The 14,746-nt window shown below is 44.0% G+C and carries 15 protein-coding genes; 1 reads left to right on the top strand and 14 read right to left on the bottom strand.

Annotated features, from left to right (window positions below; genetic code table 11):
- Positions 1–82: 82 nt before the first annotated feature.
- Positions 83–1,231 (bottom strand): iron-containing alcohol dehydrogenase, encoded by a 1,149-nt coding sequence (locus QZ998_RS09340; protein ID WP_296559966.1) that lies wholly within the window; start codon positions 1,229–1,231, stop codon positions 83–85.
- Between the two features lie 391 nt (positions 1,232–1,622).
- Between QZ998_RS09340 and QZ998_RS09335 the strand changes: the two genes are divergently transcribed.
- Entirely contained in the window at positions 1,623–2,777 is a 1,155-nt protein-coding gene (locus QZ998_RS09335) for a 1-deoxy-D-xylulose-5-phosphate reductoisomerase (RefSeq protein ID WP_366512423.1), read from the top strand.
- A gap of 20 nt (positions 2,778–2,797) precedes the next feature.
- Here QZ998_RS09335 and QZ998_RS09330 read toward each other — a convergent pair whose 3' ends face one another.
- From QZ998_RS09330 to eutA, 13 genes are all read right to left on the bottom strand, one after another.
- Positions 2,798–3,448: a cobalamin-dependent protein gene (locus QZ998_RS09330; RefSeq protein WP_296559964.1), complete on the bottom strand. Its 651-nt coding sequence runs from the start codon at positions 3,446–3,448 to the stop codon at positions 2,798–2,800.
- A gap of 21 nt (positions 3,449–3,469) precedes the next feature.
- On the bottom strand, positions 3,470–4,405 hold the full coding sequence (locus QZ998_RS09325) for a helix-turn-helix domain-containing protein (RefSeq protein ID WP_296559962.1): 936 nt from the start codon (positions 4,403–4,405) through the stop codon (positions 3,470–3,472).
- Complete coding sequence (locus QZ998_RS09320) at positions 4,389–4,763, bottom strand: PocR ligand-binding domain-containing protein (RefSeq protein ID WP_296559960.1); 375 nt, start codon at positions 4,761–4,763, stop codon at positions 4,389–4,391. The genes QZ998_RS09325 and QZ998_RS09320 overlap by 17 nt, the downstream gene beginning before the upstream one ends.
- Before the next feature lie 326 nt (positions 4,764–5,089).
- The gene (locus tag QZ998_RS09315; RefSeq protein WP_296559957.1) at positions 5,090–5,818 is read right to left on the bottom strand and encodes a hypothetical protein; all 729 of its coding nucleotides are present in this window, start codon (positions 5,816–5,818) and stop codon (positions 5,090–5,092) included.
- A gap of 30 nt (positions 5,819–5,848) precedes the next feature.
- Positions 5,849–6,487 (bottom strand): phosphate propanoyltransferase, encoded by a 639-nt coding sequence (gene pduL, locus QZ998_RS09310; RefSeq protein WP_296559955.1) that lies wholly within the window; start codon positions 6,485–6,487, stop codon positions 5,849–5,851.
- Between the two features lie 17 nt (positions 6,488–6,504).
- The gene (locus tag QZ998_RS09305; RefSeq protein WP_296559953.1) at positions 6,505–7,299 is read right to left on the bottom strand and encodes a cobalamin adenosyltransferase; all 795 of its coding nucleotides are present in this window, start codon (positions 7,297–7,299) and stop codon (positions 6,505–6,507) included.
- A gap of 177 nt (positions 7,300–7,476) precedes the next feature.
- Positions 7,477–7,761: an ethanolamine utilization microcompartment protein EutM gene (gene eutM / locus QZ998_RS09300; RefSeq protein WP_026395993.1), complete on the bottom strand. Its 285-nt coding sequence runs from the start codon at positions 7,759–7,761 to the stop codon at positions 7,477–7,479.
- A 21-nt stretch (positions 7,762–7,782) separates the two neighbouring features.
- Positions 7,783–9,294 (bottom strand): acetaldehyde dehydrogenase (acetylating), encoded by a 1,512-nt coding sequence (locus QZ998_RS09295; protein WP_366512421.1) that lies wholly within the window; start codon positions 9,292–9,294, stop codon positions 7,783–7,785.
- A complete protein-coding gene (locus tag QZ998_RS09290) occupies positions 9,294–9,971 on the bottom strand; it encodes a BMC domain-containing protein (RefSeq protein WP_296559951.1) in 678 nt (225 codons plus the stop codon). The genes QZ998_RS09295 and QZ998_RS09290 overlap by 1 nt, the downstream gene beginning before the upstream one ends.
- A 4-nt stretch (positions 9,972–9,975) precedes the next feature.
- Positions 9,976–10,632 (bottom strand): ethanolamine utilization microcompartment protein EutL, encoded by a 657-nt coding sequence (gene eutL / locus QZ998_RS09285; RefSeq protein ID WP_296559950.1) that lies wholly within the window; start codon positions 10,630–10,632, stop codon positions 9,976–9,978.
- 19 nt (positions 10,633–10,651) lie between these two features.
- Complete coding sequence (gene eutC, locus QZ998_RS09280; RefSeq protein ID WP_296559948.1) at positions 10,652–11,554, bottom strand: ethanolamine ammonia-lyase subunit EutC; 903 nt, start codon at positions 11,552–11,554, stop codon at positions 10,652–10,654.
- Between the two features lie 19 nt (positions 11,555–11,573).
- Entirely contained in the window at positions 11,574–12,941 is a 1,368-nt protein-coding gene (locus QZ998_RS09275; protein ID WP_296559946.1) for an ethanolamine ammonia-lyase subunit EutB, read from the bottom strand.
- A gap of 207 nt (positions 12,942–13,148) precedes the next feature.
- Entirely contained in the window at positions 13,149–14,588 is a 1,440-nt protein-coding gene (eutA, locus tag QZ998_RS09270; RefSeq protein WP_296559943.1) for an ethanolamine ammonia-lyase reactivating factor EutA, read from the bottom strand.
- Between the last annotated feature and the right edge of the window lie 158 nt (positions 14,589–14,746).

The following is a 14,746-nucleotide window of genomic DNA, read 5'->3' as shown; positions in this document are numbered from 1 at the left end:
TCAGAATGTCTTTTTCTTGATCTCAAAAGAATTATCAAGGGTTTTTATTATTCATGCCTAAATATAGCTTTAAAATCAGGTCTTAAAAAGCCGCTTTATAAATAGCAATCACATCTTCTTTGCTTGGGCACTTGGGATTTCCGCCGGTGCAGATATCGGCTAAGGCCAGATCTGCCAATTGGCCAAAATCTTCTTCTTTAACGCCGATTTCTTTGAGTCCGGTTGGAATGCCGACATCTTTAGACAGTTTTTTAATGGCATCAATGGCCATAATATTAATTTCTTTCGGTTCCCGACGGCTGGTGTCAACTCCCATTGCCTGGGCAATATCTTTTAGTCGTTCACCGACTGCATCAGCGTTAAATGCGGTTACATAGGGCAGCAGAATGGCATTACAAACACCATGCGGCAGATCATAGAAGCCGCCGAGTTGGTGCGCCATCGAGTGAACAATACCTAACCCGCCGTTTGAGAAGCCCATCCCGGTAACAAACTGACCATAGGCCATCGCTTCCCGGGCATCCAGATCATCACCGTCTTCAACGGCTTGTCTGAGACTGCCAGAAATAGCCTTGATGGCTTCCAGATTGAAGAGGTCGGTAAAGCGCGATGCGCCAGCGGTGGTGTAGCCTTCAATGGCGTGGGTTAAGGCATCCATACCGGTGGCCGCGGTTAAAAATTTTGGCATTTTCAGCATTAAAACCGGGTCGTTGACCGCTACTGTGGCCAGACAATTGGGATCAACAATAACCATTTTCAATTTTCGCTCTTCATCGGTGATAACATAGTTAATGGTTGCTTCACTGGCGGTTCCGGCGGTGGTGTTAATCGCCACGATCGGCAAGGATTTATTGGCCGTTTTGCCGATACCTTCGTAATCTCTGAGATCGCCTGGGTTGGTCGCCAGAATGGCAATCCCTTTGGCAGTATCCTGGGGCGATCCGCCGCCAATGCTGACCACAAAATCACATCCGTTATCCTGCAATGCCTGAAGACCAGCGTTGACATTGCTAACCGTGGGATTCGGTCTAACCTCTGAAAAAACCGCATAAGGAACTTTTGCGCCATCTAATACATTGAGTACATCTTGAACAATACCTGCTTCAACAAGTACATTATCGGTTACAACTAAAGCTTTTTTCACGTTCATCCGTTTGATCTCGGGAGCAATTAATTCAATTGCACCGGGTTCCATAATGACTACTGGCGGAAAATAATAGGTTCTTGCCATAAGAACACCTCCAAATTTATTCGTTTACACGATTATATGCGATAGAAATGGCTGAATAAATGGAAATTTTCACTTGTTTGAGATACATTATTGAAATGACTGGTTAATGACATGGAATAAACCGAACTCAACAAATAATAAACGGCTTTCAAGCAATCTGAAGCTCCCGTACCGATCAATTATTAATCTGTTGTATGCTGCAAACTCGGACACTAATAAGAAATAAAATTTCTTATTAGTGTCCGCCTTGATGCATGCAACATGATGTAATAATTGTCGGTACTGCTTTCATTCTAATACAATTCCATCTGCTTAATTTATCTCTTATTTTTAAGAATTATATTATATGATTTTAGTAATTATTTGTAGAATTAAGCGTGTGAAAGAGGTAATTATGAAAAACATCAGTATCCTTGGGTCGACGGGTTCGATTGGAACTCAGGCTTTGGAAGTGGTTTCACAAAATAGTGAGGCCTTAAATATTGTCGGTTTAACGACCAATACCCGCATTGATCTGCTGGAAAAACAGATTGAAGCCTATGGTCCGCGGCTGGTCTGTGTGATGGATGGGGATGCCGCACTGGTGCTTGAAAAACAGCTGCAGAAGAAGGGTTCGGGGGTGGAAGTGGTTACCGGTTTGGCCGGTCTGATTGCCGTTTCAACGGCGTCAGAGAATGATCTGCTACTGACGGCGGTTTCGGGAATGATTGGGCTGCAGCCAACCCTGGCGGCCATCCACGCCGGCATTGATATTGCCCTGGCCAATAAGGAAACGCTAGTCGCCGGCGGTCAGCTCGTCATCGATGCCGTGGCGGCGGCAGGGGTATCACTGTTGCCGGTGGACAGTGAACATAGTGCTATCTTCCAATGTCTGATGGGAAATAAACATGAAGAAATAGACCGGATCATCATTACCGCTTCCGGTGGGCCGTTTCGGGGTCAAAGCCGGGAACAACTGCAATCTGTTAGCTTAGCCCAGGCGCTGAAGCATCCCAACTGGTCGATGGGCAAAAAAATTACCATTGATTCAGCCACCCTGATGAACAAGGGCTTAGAAGTCATTGAAGCCAAATGGCTTTTTAATCTGGAAAGCGATCAGATTGACGTGGTGGTGCATCCCCAAAGTATTATTCATTCGATGGTGGAGTTCATCGACCATTCCACTATTGCTCAATTAGGGATGCCGGATATGGCGCTGCCAATCCAAATCGCCTTTTTCTATCCCGACCGGATCGCTAACAACCGTCAGGCTCTGGATTTTAATCAGGTGCGCGAGCTGAGCTTCGAGGAACCAGATCGGCAGGCTTTTCCCTGTTTGCAACTGGCCTATGATGCGCTGGATATTGGCGGGACGATGGCTTGCGTCCTTAATGCTGCCAATGAGATAGCGGTGGCGCGATTTTTAAATCAGGAGATCCACTTTTTGGATATTCCCCGAATTAACCAACTGGTCATGGAAAAACATCAGGTGATTGCCCGTCCCAATCTTGAGGATGTACTGGTAGTCGATGCCTGGGCCCGGGAACTGGCTTTGTCGATCAACTGATCGACCTAAACCAGGCTGATTTATTCGTTGCTGACGATATTTTCCTTAACCCACTCGATTGCACTATAGGCATCGTCGGCATATCCATCAGCGCCAATTTCTTTTGCGAATTCGGCGGTTACCGGACCGCCGCCAACCATGATTTTTGTCTGGGGAAATTCACTGGAGTTTTGCTCACGGATTAAATCGATCACACAGCGCATTTCTTTCATGGTTGTCATCAGCAGGGCACTGAGCATCACGTAATCCGGCTTATATTTTGCGATTGATTTGACAAACTTTTCTCCGGTCACATCGACCCCTAAATCAATCACCTCATAATTATTAGCTTCCAGCAATAAACTAAGCATCGTTTTTCCGATATTGTGGATATCACCATAGACCGTACCAATCACTACTCGAGTCCGCCCCTTGGTAATGGACTTCCCATCCAGTCGATCTTGTTTTTCAATCGCTCTCAAGGCGGCATTGGCCGCCCGGGCGGATAATAATACATCGGTTATAAAAAAGTCTTCCGTTTGAAATTTCTTTCCCACTTCTTCGATCGACGGAATAATTGCTTCTTCAATAATGCTTTTGGTAGAAACCCTGCGTAATGCATATTCTTTAATTAACTCCTGAGTCCGGGGAACGTTACCATTGTAAATCGATTCTTTAATCTCTTCAAACATTTTATGTACTTCCTTCATTATTTAAAGCAATCTTTTGCGAAACTGGGTTGGCGTGATACCTTCATTTTTCTTAAATACCTTGCTGAAATAACTGGTGTCACCAAAACCTAGCTTTTCGGAAACATCGGCGACGCTGTTTTTGGGATTGTGCAGGAGTTTTTTGGCCGTCTCTATTTTTACTTTCGTGATGTACTCGACGACTGTACATTCTAATACCTCTCTAAAAACATGGCTGAGGTAGTACTGGCTGACAAAAACAGCATCGGCTACATCTAAAAGGGTGATGTTTTTTCTGACATTAGCGCGAATGTATTCTGTTGCTGAATCGACAATTTGTTTGGTTTTAATCGAGGTTTGTTTGCCTTCGAGCAGATCCATGTATTTGTTCAATATAATACAAACCCAACTGCCGATTTCAGCCTCATTGTCGAGATTGTAAATCTCATTGATCACCTTGGTATTCAGGATAATAACATCTGACATTTCGGCGCCAGTTTCAACCACTGTTCTAGAAATCATGATCATCAATTCCAGAACCATCGTCTTGAATAAGTCCAACCGGCTAAAGTATTTTTTCATAATGTCCGACATACATCCCAACAAGGCCTGGTAGGCTCCGTCGCGATCCAATATTGCAATTTTGCCCAATAGTTCTTTTTCTTTTTGGAGCTTATACTGTCCATACATCTTTTCATTGGAATCAATTAATTCCTGGTGCAGTCGCTTTTTTTCTTTGATCTCCTGATTTAAGACAGACTGATGATACATGATTTCTTTTTTATGCTTTTTGGTCTCATTGTCGCTGTTAATGACCTGATTTGCCACCAGGTATAATAACGAAGCTGCCGCATGAACCTTATTTGAGCTGACGATTTTAAGTTTGGAGACACTTTCTTCTAAGGCCACGATATCCAGATTTCTATTTTTCTCTCTAAGCTCTTCAAAAAAAAAAGTCATCCGGTTCCCACATCAAAATATTTCTGCAAATAATAATCCCGGCATATTTTTCATCGATCATCAGTGGCGCAGCAAAGGCCAGGATTCCGGCATGACACATAAAAATATAAGGTTCTGCATATTTTAAGGCCTGAATTCCGGCATTTTTATAACTGGTTTGACATTTCGCTTTACCGCCATGTGCGTTTTGAACAATCTCACAAAAACTCACGCAATTGCTGCAGTCCCCTGGGATGATCTGGCGGCCTTCAATATCTAAAATGACCGCATTAAATTCGGTGGCGCATTCAAAAGCATTAATAATCTTCAGCAGCGTCTCTTTATGATCAAAATTTTCAAAATTTTCTACCTTGCTCATTATTCCCTCGTCATCTGCATCGAATGATCGATTCCAATAATAATCATAAACACTGGCAAAAATGATGCGCCAGCGATAACTTTAATTGAAAACATCCTGATCGGCTCTGTCAGTCATTATACCCTAAAAATTACTTTTAACACTTAATTGGCTACTGACTTTTTTATTTCCACTGCAACGCTTTGGCTCAGCGGAATCCAGGCAATGACTAGCCAGCACATTCCCGACTTTGGCATCTCATCAATTCACCTAAAGCGATCACCAGACCTTGCTTCCAACTAATTTTATTTGAGTCCATTTTAAACCTTTTTCACTTTTTAATCGCGTTAAATAAAGGTAATGCGCGTATTATTTTCTCTAAATACATCATTTGCGTATGGGGTGATCAAGGTCCCCACTTTTAAGGTGATATTGGCTTCCGAAGCAAGCTGCTTTGCCAGTTCATGGTTGATCAGTTTTTTCACGGTCGTGTATTTATTACTTGATTTAATTTCACTTGACTGAATCGCACTAGATCCACTCCTGACGGCTGATTCGGCTACGGTCTCGTTTCTTATCGTTTCTGCTGATACCATCTTCTCTCCAGTATCAAGGGCCGTTTCCAGAGCTATCGCACTCATGATTTGCATCCCATACTGAATTAATTTTGTTTCCTGATCTTTGAAAACGTTATAAAATACGGGATTCGCGATCGCTTTGTAAGCCCGGTGTTCAAGACCTTCTTCCATGACATAAACGGTTTTTCCGGTTAGTAAAAATTGCCGCAATACCCGTGTTTTTTCGTTAATCGCTAAGCCGCTAACCGAGGCCGCCATTTCATCGATTGAAAGCCTGGTAATCACCAGAAATTGATAATCCCGAAATTGACTTTTATCCTTGATTGTCTCAAATAATACTGCTTCGTATCCTGCTATTGACAGAACCTTGCCCTCGCATTGAAGAAATTTCTTACCAGGCCTCACTGCCTCGTTACTCACTGCCTTTGTTATTTCTTCTTGTTTTGTTTTATCGATGATGCGTTGATATACTTCGTCGATTAATCGTTCAAGATCCATTTGCCCGCTCCTTTTTCTAAATTTGTATCACTAAGTTTTTATGATCAAACCAAATGTTTTCCCGGTAAGATTACAGGCGTTGGCCTCATCATAATCAACATGCATCGCGGTATCATACTGATCCGAGACTCTGAGCTTGACATCCTTAAAAATCACTGGCCGATCACTAGATACCGCAACATCAACCCGATCACCATCTTTTAATGCTAAACACTCGGCGTCTGTGAGTGACATGTGAATGTGTCTTTGTGCGATTAATAGGCCCTGGTTCAGATCAACGGTATTGCCGTTGGCACTAATTTTTATGGCCGGTGTTCCCTGAATTTTTCCACTTTCCTTTATTGGCGCATCAACACCAAGAATTTTTGCATCGGTTTTTGACACTTCAATTTGTGACTGCTCACGTTCCGGACCTAAAACCACCACATTTGAAAGTTGTCCTTTGGGTCCGATCAGGGTTACCCGTTCGGCACAGACAAACTGACCCGGCTGGGATAGTGGTTTTATATGCGTCAAAACATAAGCCTTACCAAACAGTTCATCGACAACCTGCCGCGACAGGTGTACATGACGTCCCGATGCTTCAATTTCAATGTAGCCCAAGCTTTTTAATTTAGCGGCTATTTTTTTATAAACAAGATCAACAATTTTTTCTACTTGCTCACTCATCCTTGTTCCTCCCGGTCTTAATGATCCAGATGCTTAAAGATAATGATATACATAATTGATGACAAGCGGTTGTATCCCTGCATCAGGTCGCCTCTGCTGACCGTGCCATCGGCCTGTTTAAAGGCTTCATAGCAGGCTACTTCGGTTTTCCTGATCATCGCCCGAAGTGAGTTTAGCAGGATTGGAATCTCACCTAGTTCATAGGTAATATTAAATAGGTGCTGATGCCCAAAATATTTTTTGGGGTTATGAGACATGGCACGGATCTCCTGCTCATTCAATCCCAAAATAGTGTCGGTGCTCAAGGGTTCATTTAACACTTCAGCTCGTGAGAGCTTGCCGATATAGTCAAATACTTCGTGTAGATCGGTGACCAGATCACTTTTTTCAAGCGCCTTAGCGCGGATTTGAACTTTCATGATCTCGCCCATTAGCAGATCGATCTCTCCTCTGAGCTTGATCCGTTGATGGTCTTTGTTGACTAACAGATTACCGTAAATCTGGGTCATGTGTTCTGGCTTTTCGTCGAGATAACCACCGCTTTCGAGGCTAAACTTGCCAATTTTTTTTGCTGCCAATTTAGCGGCCGTTTCCATTACATCAGTCTTTTTATCGGTCGGGGCTTCATCTGCATCGGTCTTTTTATCGACTGGGGTTTCATCAACCAGCACCAATTTTAGTTTATGATCCGCCAGCAGTGATTTTGCCGATGGGGTTAACATTGAGTTTTGGGGAAGTCGCAATTCATTATTTTTTATCGCTTGTCCATTTTTGATGATTTTTTTTAATCCATCTTCGGTTACTAAATTCATTGGTTCACTTCCTTAATTAAATGAAAGTGATGCTTTTTAGCGTCACCTGTGACTGGTGACAAGCGGCTCTTAAGTGCCGTCATCCCAATGCGCTGCAGCTATCTGGCATCACTTTCGATTCGTTTTTATTTAGCTTGTTCTAATTCAACTTATTTCATTGGCATTCAAATTGATAAACTAGTTTTTTTCCTGTGGCAGCATCTCGTTGACATCGGCATGGGGACGTGGGATAACATGGACAGAGACCAGATCGCCAACCCGTTCAGCTGCTGCTGCACCGGCATCGGTGGCCGCTTTAACGGCGCCGACGTCGCCTCTGACCATAACGGTAACTAAACCGCTGCCGATTTGTTCTTTTCCGATTAAGGTTACATTTGCTGCTTTTACCATTGCGTCTGCTGCTTCAATTGCTGCTACCAAACCACGTGTTTCAATCATTCCTAATGCATTTGTATTTGCCATTTTATTTACCTCCAAGTAAAATTAAATATTTAATTGATTTTTTAGTTTTTCAAAAATTATATCGGTAACCCGATCCAGCTGATCTTCGGTGGCCTGATCCAGTTTTGGCTCAGACACCCGCTTTGCTGTCGGCTTAAGATCAATAGCGCTGTTGATGGTGTCACGAATTTCTTCCAGTTCTTTTACCCCATAGGCTACCCGTCTTAAATTAAGTAAATTAAGCGGGGAAATATTATCTGAAGTAATGCTACCTCCGACTGCTCCGCAGCCCAGGGTAAAGGCCGGAATCAGGTTTGTTGTTCCCCCAACACCACCCAATGCTCCTGGTGTATTCACCAATAGACGACTGACCGGTTTTTTCAGGGCAAACTCTTTGATGATTTGCTGATCGCGAGAATGGATGATCATGGTATGACCGACACCCTCCTTGTTGAGAATCTCAATCGATCGTTCACAAGCTTTCTGCCAATCGTCTTCGATGTAGAAAGCCAGTATCGGACAAAGCTTTTCTCTTGAAAAGGCGATATTATGACCAACCTGGCTTTCTATTCCAATCAGGATTCTGGTTTCTGGCGGTACTTGAATGCCTGCCATCTCGGCAATATAAACTGCCGTTTTGCCGACGATTTTGGGATTCATGGTCATCCTGGGGGTCATCATCATTGTTTCTAGTTGCTTTTTCTCATCTGCTGACAAGATATAACAGCCCTGCTTTTCTAGTTCTTTGGTAACTGCCACTTGTGACTCTTTTTCGACAATGATGGATTGCTCTGATGCACAGATAACACCGTTGTCAAATGTTTTTGAATCAATGATCTGCTTAACTGCCAGCGCTATATCGGCACTTTTTTCGATAAATGCCGGACCATTCCCGGGTCCTACCCCAATCGCGGGATTACCAGAAGAGTAGGCCGCTTTTACCATCGCTTCACCACCGGTTGCGAGGATCAAGCTGGTATCTTTATTTTTTAGTAGCTCGGCGGTGCCTTCCATAGTGATTTCGGTCACACAGGCCATACAATCTGCCGGCATACCGGCTGCTAGGGCTGCTTCCTTTAAGACCCTGACGGTCTCGATAATGCAGTGTTGGGCAGATGGATGGGGTGAAAAAACAATTGCATTACCGGCTTTAATGGCGATCAGTGCCTTGTAAATGACGGTTGAGGTGGGATTCGTTGAGGGAATCAGTCCCGCTATAACCCCCATCGGCACGGCCACTTCAAAGATTTTTTTGGCTTCATCGGTACTGACAATCCCGACTGTTTTCATCTCTTTAATACTGTCGTAGACAACCTGCGAGGCAAAATAATTCTTGATCACCTTATCTTTTGCAACACCAAAACCGGTCTCCTCATTGGCCATTTTGGCAAATCGTTCAAGATTTGCCATTGCCGCATCTTTAATCGCCTCGCAAATGGTATCAATTTGACCTTGACTCAGCTGCGCCAACGCCACTTGGGCTTTCTTGGCATTTTTTAGTAATGTCCGGGTTTCCTGGATGGATATCAGGTCTTTATCTGCTAATTGCACCATTATTCCTCCTCTTCACTTAGTTCTTTTAAAATATTGACAACCAGATCAACTTTTCGGGATCTTTTGATTTTTTCTCTGCTGATTCCTTTGATGCTCAGTTCTCGTGCCAGCCTTCTTAATTGCGAAACGGTCATCACATTTAATGCTTCTTCTGAATAGATCAAGGGTTCGTCTTTGGGTTCTTTTATTTCGTCTGTTAGTGCTTCGCTAGCTGCTGCTGTTAACTCTTCGTTGGCTTCTACTTCTGAGTCTACTTCTGATCCCTGATCAATTGGTGATGGCACCGGATCCGTTGTTTTATCAAATAAGACCTGCGCTTCCGGCCTTAGTGGCTGGCCTTCGGCAGCTATTGTTGCGTCCGAACCATCACTTGCTTTTTGATCACTTGGTTCTTGATCACTGCGACTAGTCAATTGACCCAGCAGCTTCTCGGTTTGATCGTCGAGCCTGGCAATAATGGTGTGTTTTCGGTATTCTCCGACTGCGGCAGCCGCCTCAATCCCGGCCATAACACTTGCTGAAACAGCCCCAACATCGCCTTTGATAATGATGGAGACAATTCCGCCTGACATTTTTTCATACCGGACAAATTCTACATCTGCGGTTTTAAGACAGGTATCCAGGGCCGTTACCGCACCGGTAAACCCGACTGTATCGATAATCCCGACAGAAATCATTTTTTTATATCACAATCGGATTATTGGCAATATACTGAACTGCCTGGGCAAAGGCGTCACAGGCTGATTGACAGGCCGACTGCGAGCCGGTCATCAGTGCTCCGGCAAAATTGGAGGTCGCTGTTGGTGGCAAGAAGGTCTTGCAGATTTTTACATCCGCTGCTTTAAGTGCCGCATCAATCCCGTAGATCGCTTCAATCGGTGGAGCAATACAATAGGCTAAGGGCATGCCGGCGGGGATTTCTGCAGTTTCTGATAAATAACTGCCGGTACTGGAAACACAATGGGATAAATAGATCGATTCACCCTTATCATTGCCATTGACAAAGTAAGCACCATTTTCAATATAGTGGGCACACGCTTCAAGACCGCTCTTTACTTCAGCCGGATTTTCGCCGGCCAGGATGCCGATTGCTTCGCCAGCAAAAGAAGTAAAAATTCCGACAAAGGCTGAGAACAGGCATTCACCATAAATAACTTCGACCTCAGCGGCTTTGGTGGCTTCATCGAGGGCGATAAAGGTCACATCATCAATCGACCCGGTAATCAGGCCTAAACTTCTCTGATGGGGCTTTAAATTAAGGGCTTTGGCTAAATCGTCACTGACATTTGGAATCATATTCATACAAACTACATTTGCGCGTATTTTTTCTCCGATCACTCGTTTATCCTCCTCGGAATTATATTAATTTTAAGTCAACACCAGACATTTTATGCTTGATCATGGTTTGACAGAGTTCAGCGATCTGGGCGCCTGCTTCTACTGGTGCGGTTCCCTGCTTGTGAATGTTTGAGATAACCGTTCTTCTGGCCTCTTCCATCCCCATTGTCGGTTTGTAGGTAATGTAAGCACCCATCGAACCGGTCGAGTTTAGTCCTGGTCGTTCGCCGCATAAAACGGCAACCACATCGGCATCGGTAATTTCGCCAATTTCATCACCGATAGCAACCCGTCCGTTGGTGACAAAGAATGGGGTTGAGAAGCTTAGACCCAGTGATTTTAAACCCTGCTCAAAAGCCGGTAAAAAATCAGCCGCATTTTTCTCAATCGCCCGTGAGCTGAGTCCGTCAGCAAACACGATTTGCACATTTAAGTTTTTGACGGTGTTTTTCTTGACCGTTTCGACGGCTTCGTCGGTCAGTTTCTTGCCGGTGTTAGGGTTCTTAATATATTCAGATTTGTCAACTGCAACTGTCGCAAGGGGGATGAATCCCAGTTCTTTGACAAGACTTTCGTCGACGTCTGACCATACCGCGTTTTGAGCCGCTGAATGATCAGCCAAGAATCTCAGATAAGCTTTGGTTAGCGGTCTGGGGCCAGCTCGCCAGATCCCCAGGCGGCCGGAGGTGAACTCTTTCATCTTCATATAACCTTCCCGGTCATGGGGATCGGGTACATAAAAGGTTTCATTCATGGTCGCCAGGGTTACATCATCGACGAAACCCTCACTGTCATTAACCTCAGTTGCTGACACTTTCACGGTGCTTTTAGGCTCTGCTGTTGCTGCTCCGGCTAATTCTTCTTTGATCACATTTTTAATAATGTCACGGATTGACTCTTTTAAAGTAGCTTCATTTATCATAATATTTTACCCCTTCCTACTATTTCAGAAAAATTGATGCATCGCCGGCTTTGGCAGTAAACATGCCATATTCATCGAGGATTTCCATCTTTTGCAGCCATTTTTCAAATTCCGGTACCCGTTTAAGTCCCGACAACTCTAACAGTGTCTGCCAGTCATGATTGCCCAGCAATTGATAGTTGAGCATAATATCATCGCCCATTGGTGCGGTTACAAAGGCTGGCATCCCGGCATGAGCCAGTAACAAGGCCAGGTTCTCTGAGTCATTCTGACTGGCGGGCATATGGTTGGTATAGCAAACATCAACACCCATCGGGAATAATGACAGCGTTCCCATAAAATGCTCTTCTAGTCCGGCTCGTAGTTGCTGAACCGAGTCATAAATATATTCGGGTCCGATAAAACCGACTACTGACATGACGTAGAATGGGTCATATCGTCTGGCGTAACCATAGGTCCGCGCTTCAAGCGTCAACATATCAACCCCCAGATGGGCGTCTGCCGAAAGTTCTGAACCTTCACCAGTTTCAAAGTACATGATATTTTTACCACCGGAAACACATTCGCGTTTGCCCAGATCATAGGCATCATCGAGCATCGCTGTGGTAACACCGAAGGATTCGTTGGCTTTTTGGGTTCCGGCAATCGATTGGAAAATCATATCCAGCGGAGCACCTTTGCGCAGGGCAGCCATCTGTGTGGTAATATGCGAAAGCACACAGTTTTGGGTCGGGATTTCCCACTTCATTCTAAAATCATATAATTTATGGAGTAGGAACGAGGTTGATTCGACGGTATCCTGAACCGGATTAAGACCCAGCATAGCATCGCCAACCCCATAGGCAAGGGCTTCATAAAGTTCTGCAAAAATGCCGTCGATATCATCAGTCTGATGATTAGGCAAGGCACGGTTGGCAGCGATTCCCCGCTGGCCGATGGTTGTTACACAGGTTGCCACATTATCAATTTTTTTGGCCACATAAATCAGATCCATGTTCGACATAATTTTTGTAACGGCGGCTATCATTTCCGAGGTTAACCCGGTTGCAATACGTTGAATAATCGGGCCGGTCGATGAGTAGAGCATCATGAAATCCCGTAAATCGCCGACTGTCCAGTTTTTAATTTCCCGATAAACAGCTTCATTGACCTGGTCTTGAATCACCCGGGTGACATCATCGAGTTCATAAGGAACCGCCGGGTTATTGCGAATATCTGATAACAGCATATCCGCCAGGACAATTTTTGCTGCTGCCCGTTCTTCCGTGGAGGTTGCCGCTAAACCTGCTAATTCGTCACCTGACTTTTGTTCACTGGCCTTAGCCTGAACCTCATTCACGTTCTTAAATTGATAGGTTTTTCCAAACAATACGGTTTTTAGTTTCATACTTTCACTCCTTATTTTTTTGACTATCATACTTATAACAATCAATATTTTCTTTCGTTCAGCTTCCTGCTTAACTGATCAAAGCGCCGATTATTAGGTTTAATAATCCCTGCTTTGACCAGTTAAGCCATTGGCAAACCGATGTTAAAAATTTATTTCATCGTATTTCCATACGTGATGAACAGGTATTTCTGCTAGTGCCAAATTTTACTTGAAAATCAGGGTTTTAACCGCAACCGGTAAAACCATTCCCCCGGCTATCGGATTGCCGATGTCGATGTAGTCACCATCGCTAACCATAATACTATCGATACAGATCACTGGATGGTCGTTGTTCATGATTCGTTTAATGGTTTGTCCCAGGACTTTGGCGATATCTACTTCACTAATGATGATGACGGCATACTCGTGCTTGATTATTTCCTTAAGTCCTTTGATCAATTCTTCGGCGCAGCCTTCAATTTGTTTGAAAGACGGCGAGTTGATGCCTTGAAAAGCAATCGCAACCTGCTGAAACTGATCTTCTAGTTTAAACCATTCAACGCGCTTTGATACCTCCTGGGCAATTTCTGAAATGTCTTCGTTGTTGGCAAAGGGTATTTTCACGACTGGGATATTTTTTATCGGCAGCACCGATTTGTCATAAGAAACCGTGCTACCACTGATGTCAGTGGTGTGTGAGCCGGCGCCGACCACAGTCGCCCGGATCGTTTCTTCGGCATCCAATACCTGTAATTTGGTAAATAATTCTGACTGCCGAATCGCTCGTCCCAAAATGATTCCGATATCCTGATACTTAAATAGGTCTTCGTGTTCATCGTAATGGTAGACGATATCGGCTACCCCGCCGGAAAAAGTGATATACTGGATCGGTTTTTTTATTTCCATCGCCTCGATGGTCAGCATCATCTGATAGTATTGATCCTGCTTTCTTAAGCCAACCGCTGTTTCCAGCTGGTCTACCATGATTTTTGCCAATTTTGACAAACTATTTTCATTGGCCATTTGACCCAGTGCAATCTCCAATTTTTCATGCTCAATGATCTGTTTTAGCTTTTCGTTGATGTAAATTATTTTTCCCTGGGCATCCATTTTCACCAGCCGGCCACCAATATCAAGACAGCCGGTACTAGTGGTTGTCCCATGGTCAAAAATAACCATATTTGAGGTTCCGCCGCCGATGTCGATGTTTGCAACAGTGGTACTATGCTCTTTTGAAATCTTGTCTGAACCAGCGCCTTTACCCGAAATAATACTTTCTAACACCGGTCCTGCGGTTGCTACCACAAAGTCTCCGGCATAGCCGCTGAGCTTATGCAGCACCTCGCTGGCGTTGGCGCGGCGGGCAGTTTCTCCGGTGATAATTACGGCTCCGATGTCGATATCTTTTTTCTCTATCCCGGCCTTAAAGAACTCATTGTCAATGATTTTCATGACCTCATTCATGTCAATCCGGTCATCAGGGGTTACGGGCGTAAAATAAATCTCGCTACGATAGATGATCCGCTTGCCGATAATTTCAATCCGGGCGATATTAAAACTTGATGCCATATTTTCCAGCAGTATCTTGGTAAATACCAACTGGGTGGTCGACGTGCCGATATCAATCCCGACACTTAGGATCTCCTGTCGTTTGAAATTTTCCATTTTCTTCACCTCTGATCTTAACCCGGATTTCGAGTAAAAGCATAGAAATTAAGCAATTTCAGCCAAATCAGTGCTCACAAACCGCATAAAACGGTAAAAATAATCCAAAATCACAAATGTAGTGACCGAAAATAGAATTAAATTCATTTTTGTGTTGA

Source organism: uncultured Acetobacterium sp. (genome assembly GCF_927416815.1).
In the GTDB taxonomy this organism is placed as follows: Bacteria; Bacillota; Clostridia; order Eubacteriales; family Eubacteriaceae; genus Acetobacterium.
Note: the sequence above shows the minus strand (reverse complement) of the source record. Positions and strands in the feature narration are given on the sequence as shown.

Coding starts and splice junctions, on each gene's coding strand:
- QZ998_RS09275 (WP_296559946.1), bottom strand. CDS start 12,941: ATGAAACTAAAAACCGTATTGTTTGGAAAAACCTATCAATTTAAGAAC.
- QZ998_RS09315 (WP_296559957.1), bottom strand. CDS start 5,818: ATGGATCTTGAACGATTAATCGACGAAGTATATCAACGCATCATCGAT.
- QZ998_RS09290 (WP_296559951.1), bottom strand. CDS start 9,971: ATGATTTCTGTCGGGATTATCGATACAGTCGGGTTTACCGGTGCGGTA.
- pduL (WP_296559955.1), bottom strand. CDS start 6,487: ATGAGTGAGCAAGTAGAAAAAATTGTTGATCTTGTTTATAAAAAAATA.
- eutC (WP_296559948.1), bottom strand. CDS start 11,554: ATGATAAATGAAGCTACTTTAAAAGAGTCAATCCGTGACATTATTAAA.
- QZ998_RS09330 (WP_296559964.1), bottom strand. CDS start 3,448: ATGTTTGAAGAGATTAAAGAATCGATTTACAATGGTAACGTTCCCCGG.
- QZ998_RS09325 (WP_296559962.1), bottom strand. CDS start 4,405: ATGACTTTTTTTTTTGAAGAGCTTAGAGAGAAAAATAGAAATCTGGAT.
- QZ998_RS09320 (WP_296559960.1), bottom strand. CDS start 4,763: ATGAGCAAGGTAGAAAATTTTGAAAATTTTGATCATAAAGAGACGCTG.
- QZ998_RS09305 (WP_296559953.1), bottom strand. CDS start 7,299: ATGAATTTAGTAACCGAAGATGGATTAAAAAAAATCATCAAAAATGGA.
- QZ998_RS09340 (WP_296559966.1), bottom strand. CDS start 1,231: ATGGCAAGAACCTATTATTTTCCGCCAGTAGTCATTATGGAACCCGGT.
- eutM (WP_026395993.1), bottom strand. CDS start 7,761: ATGGCAAATACAAATGCATTAGGAATGATTGAAACACGTGGTTTGGTA.
- QZ998_RS09295 (WP_366512421.1), bottom strand. CDS start 9,294: ATGGTGCAATTAGCAGATAAAGACCTGATATCCATCCAGGAAACCCGG.
- eutA (WP_296559943.1), bottom strand. CDS start 14,588: ATGGAAAATTTCAAACGACAGGAGATCCTAAGTGTCGGGATTGATATC.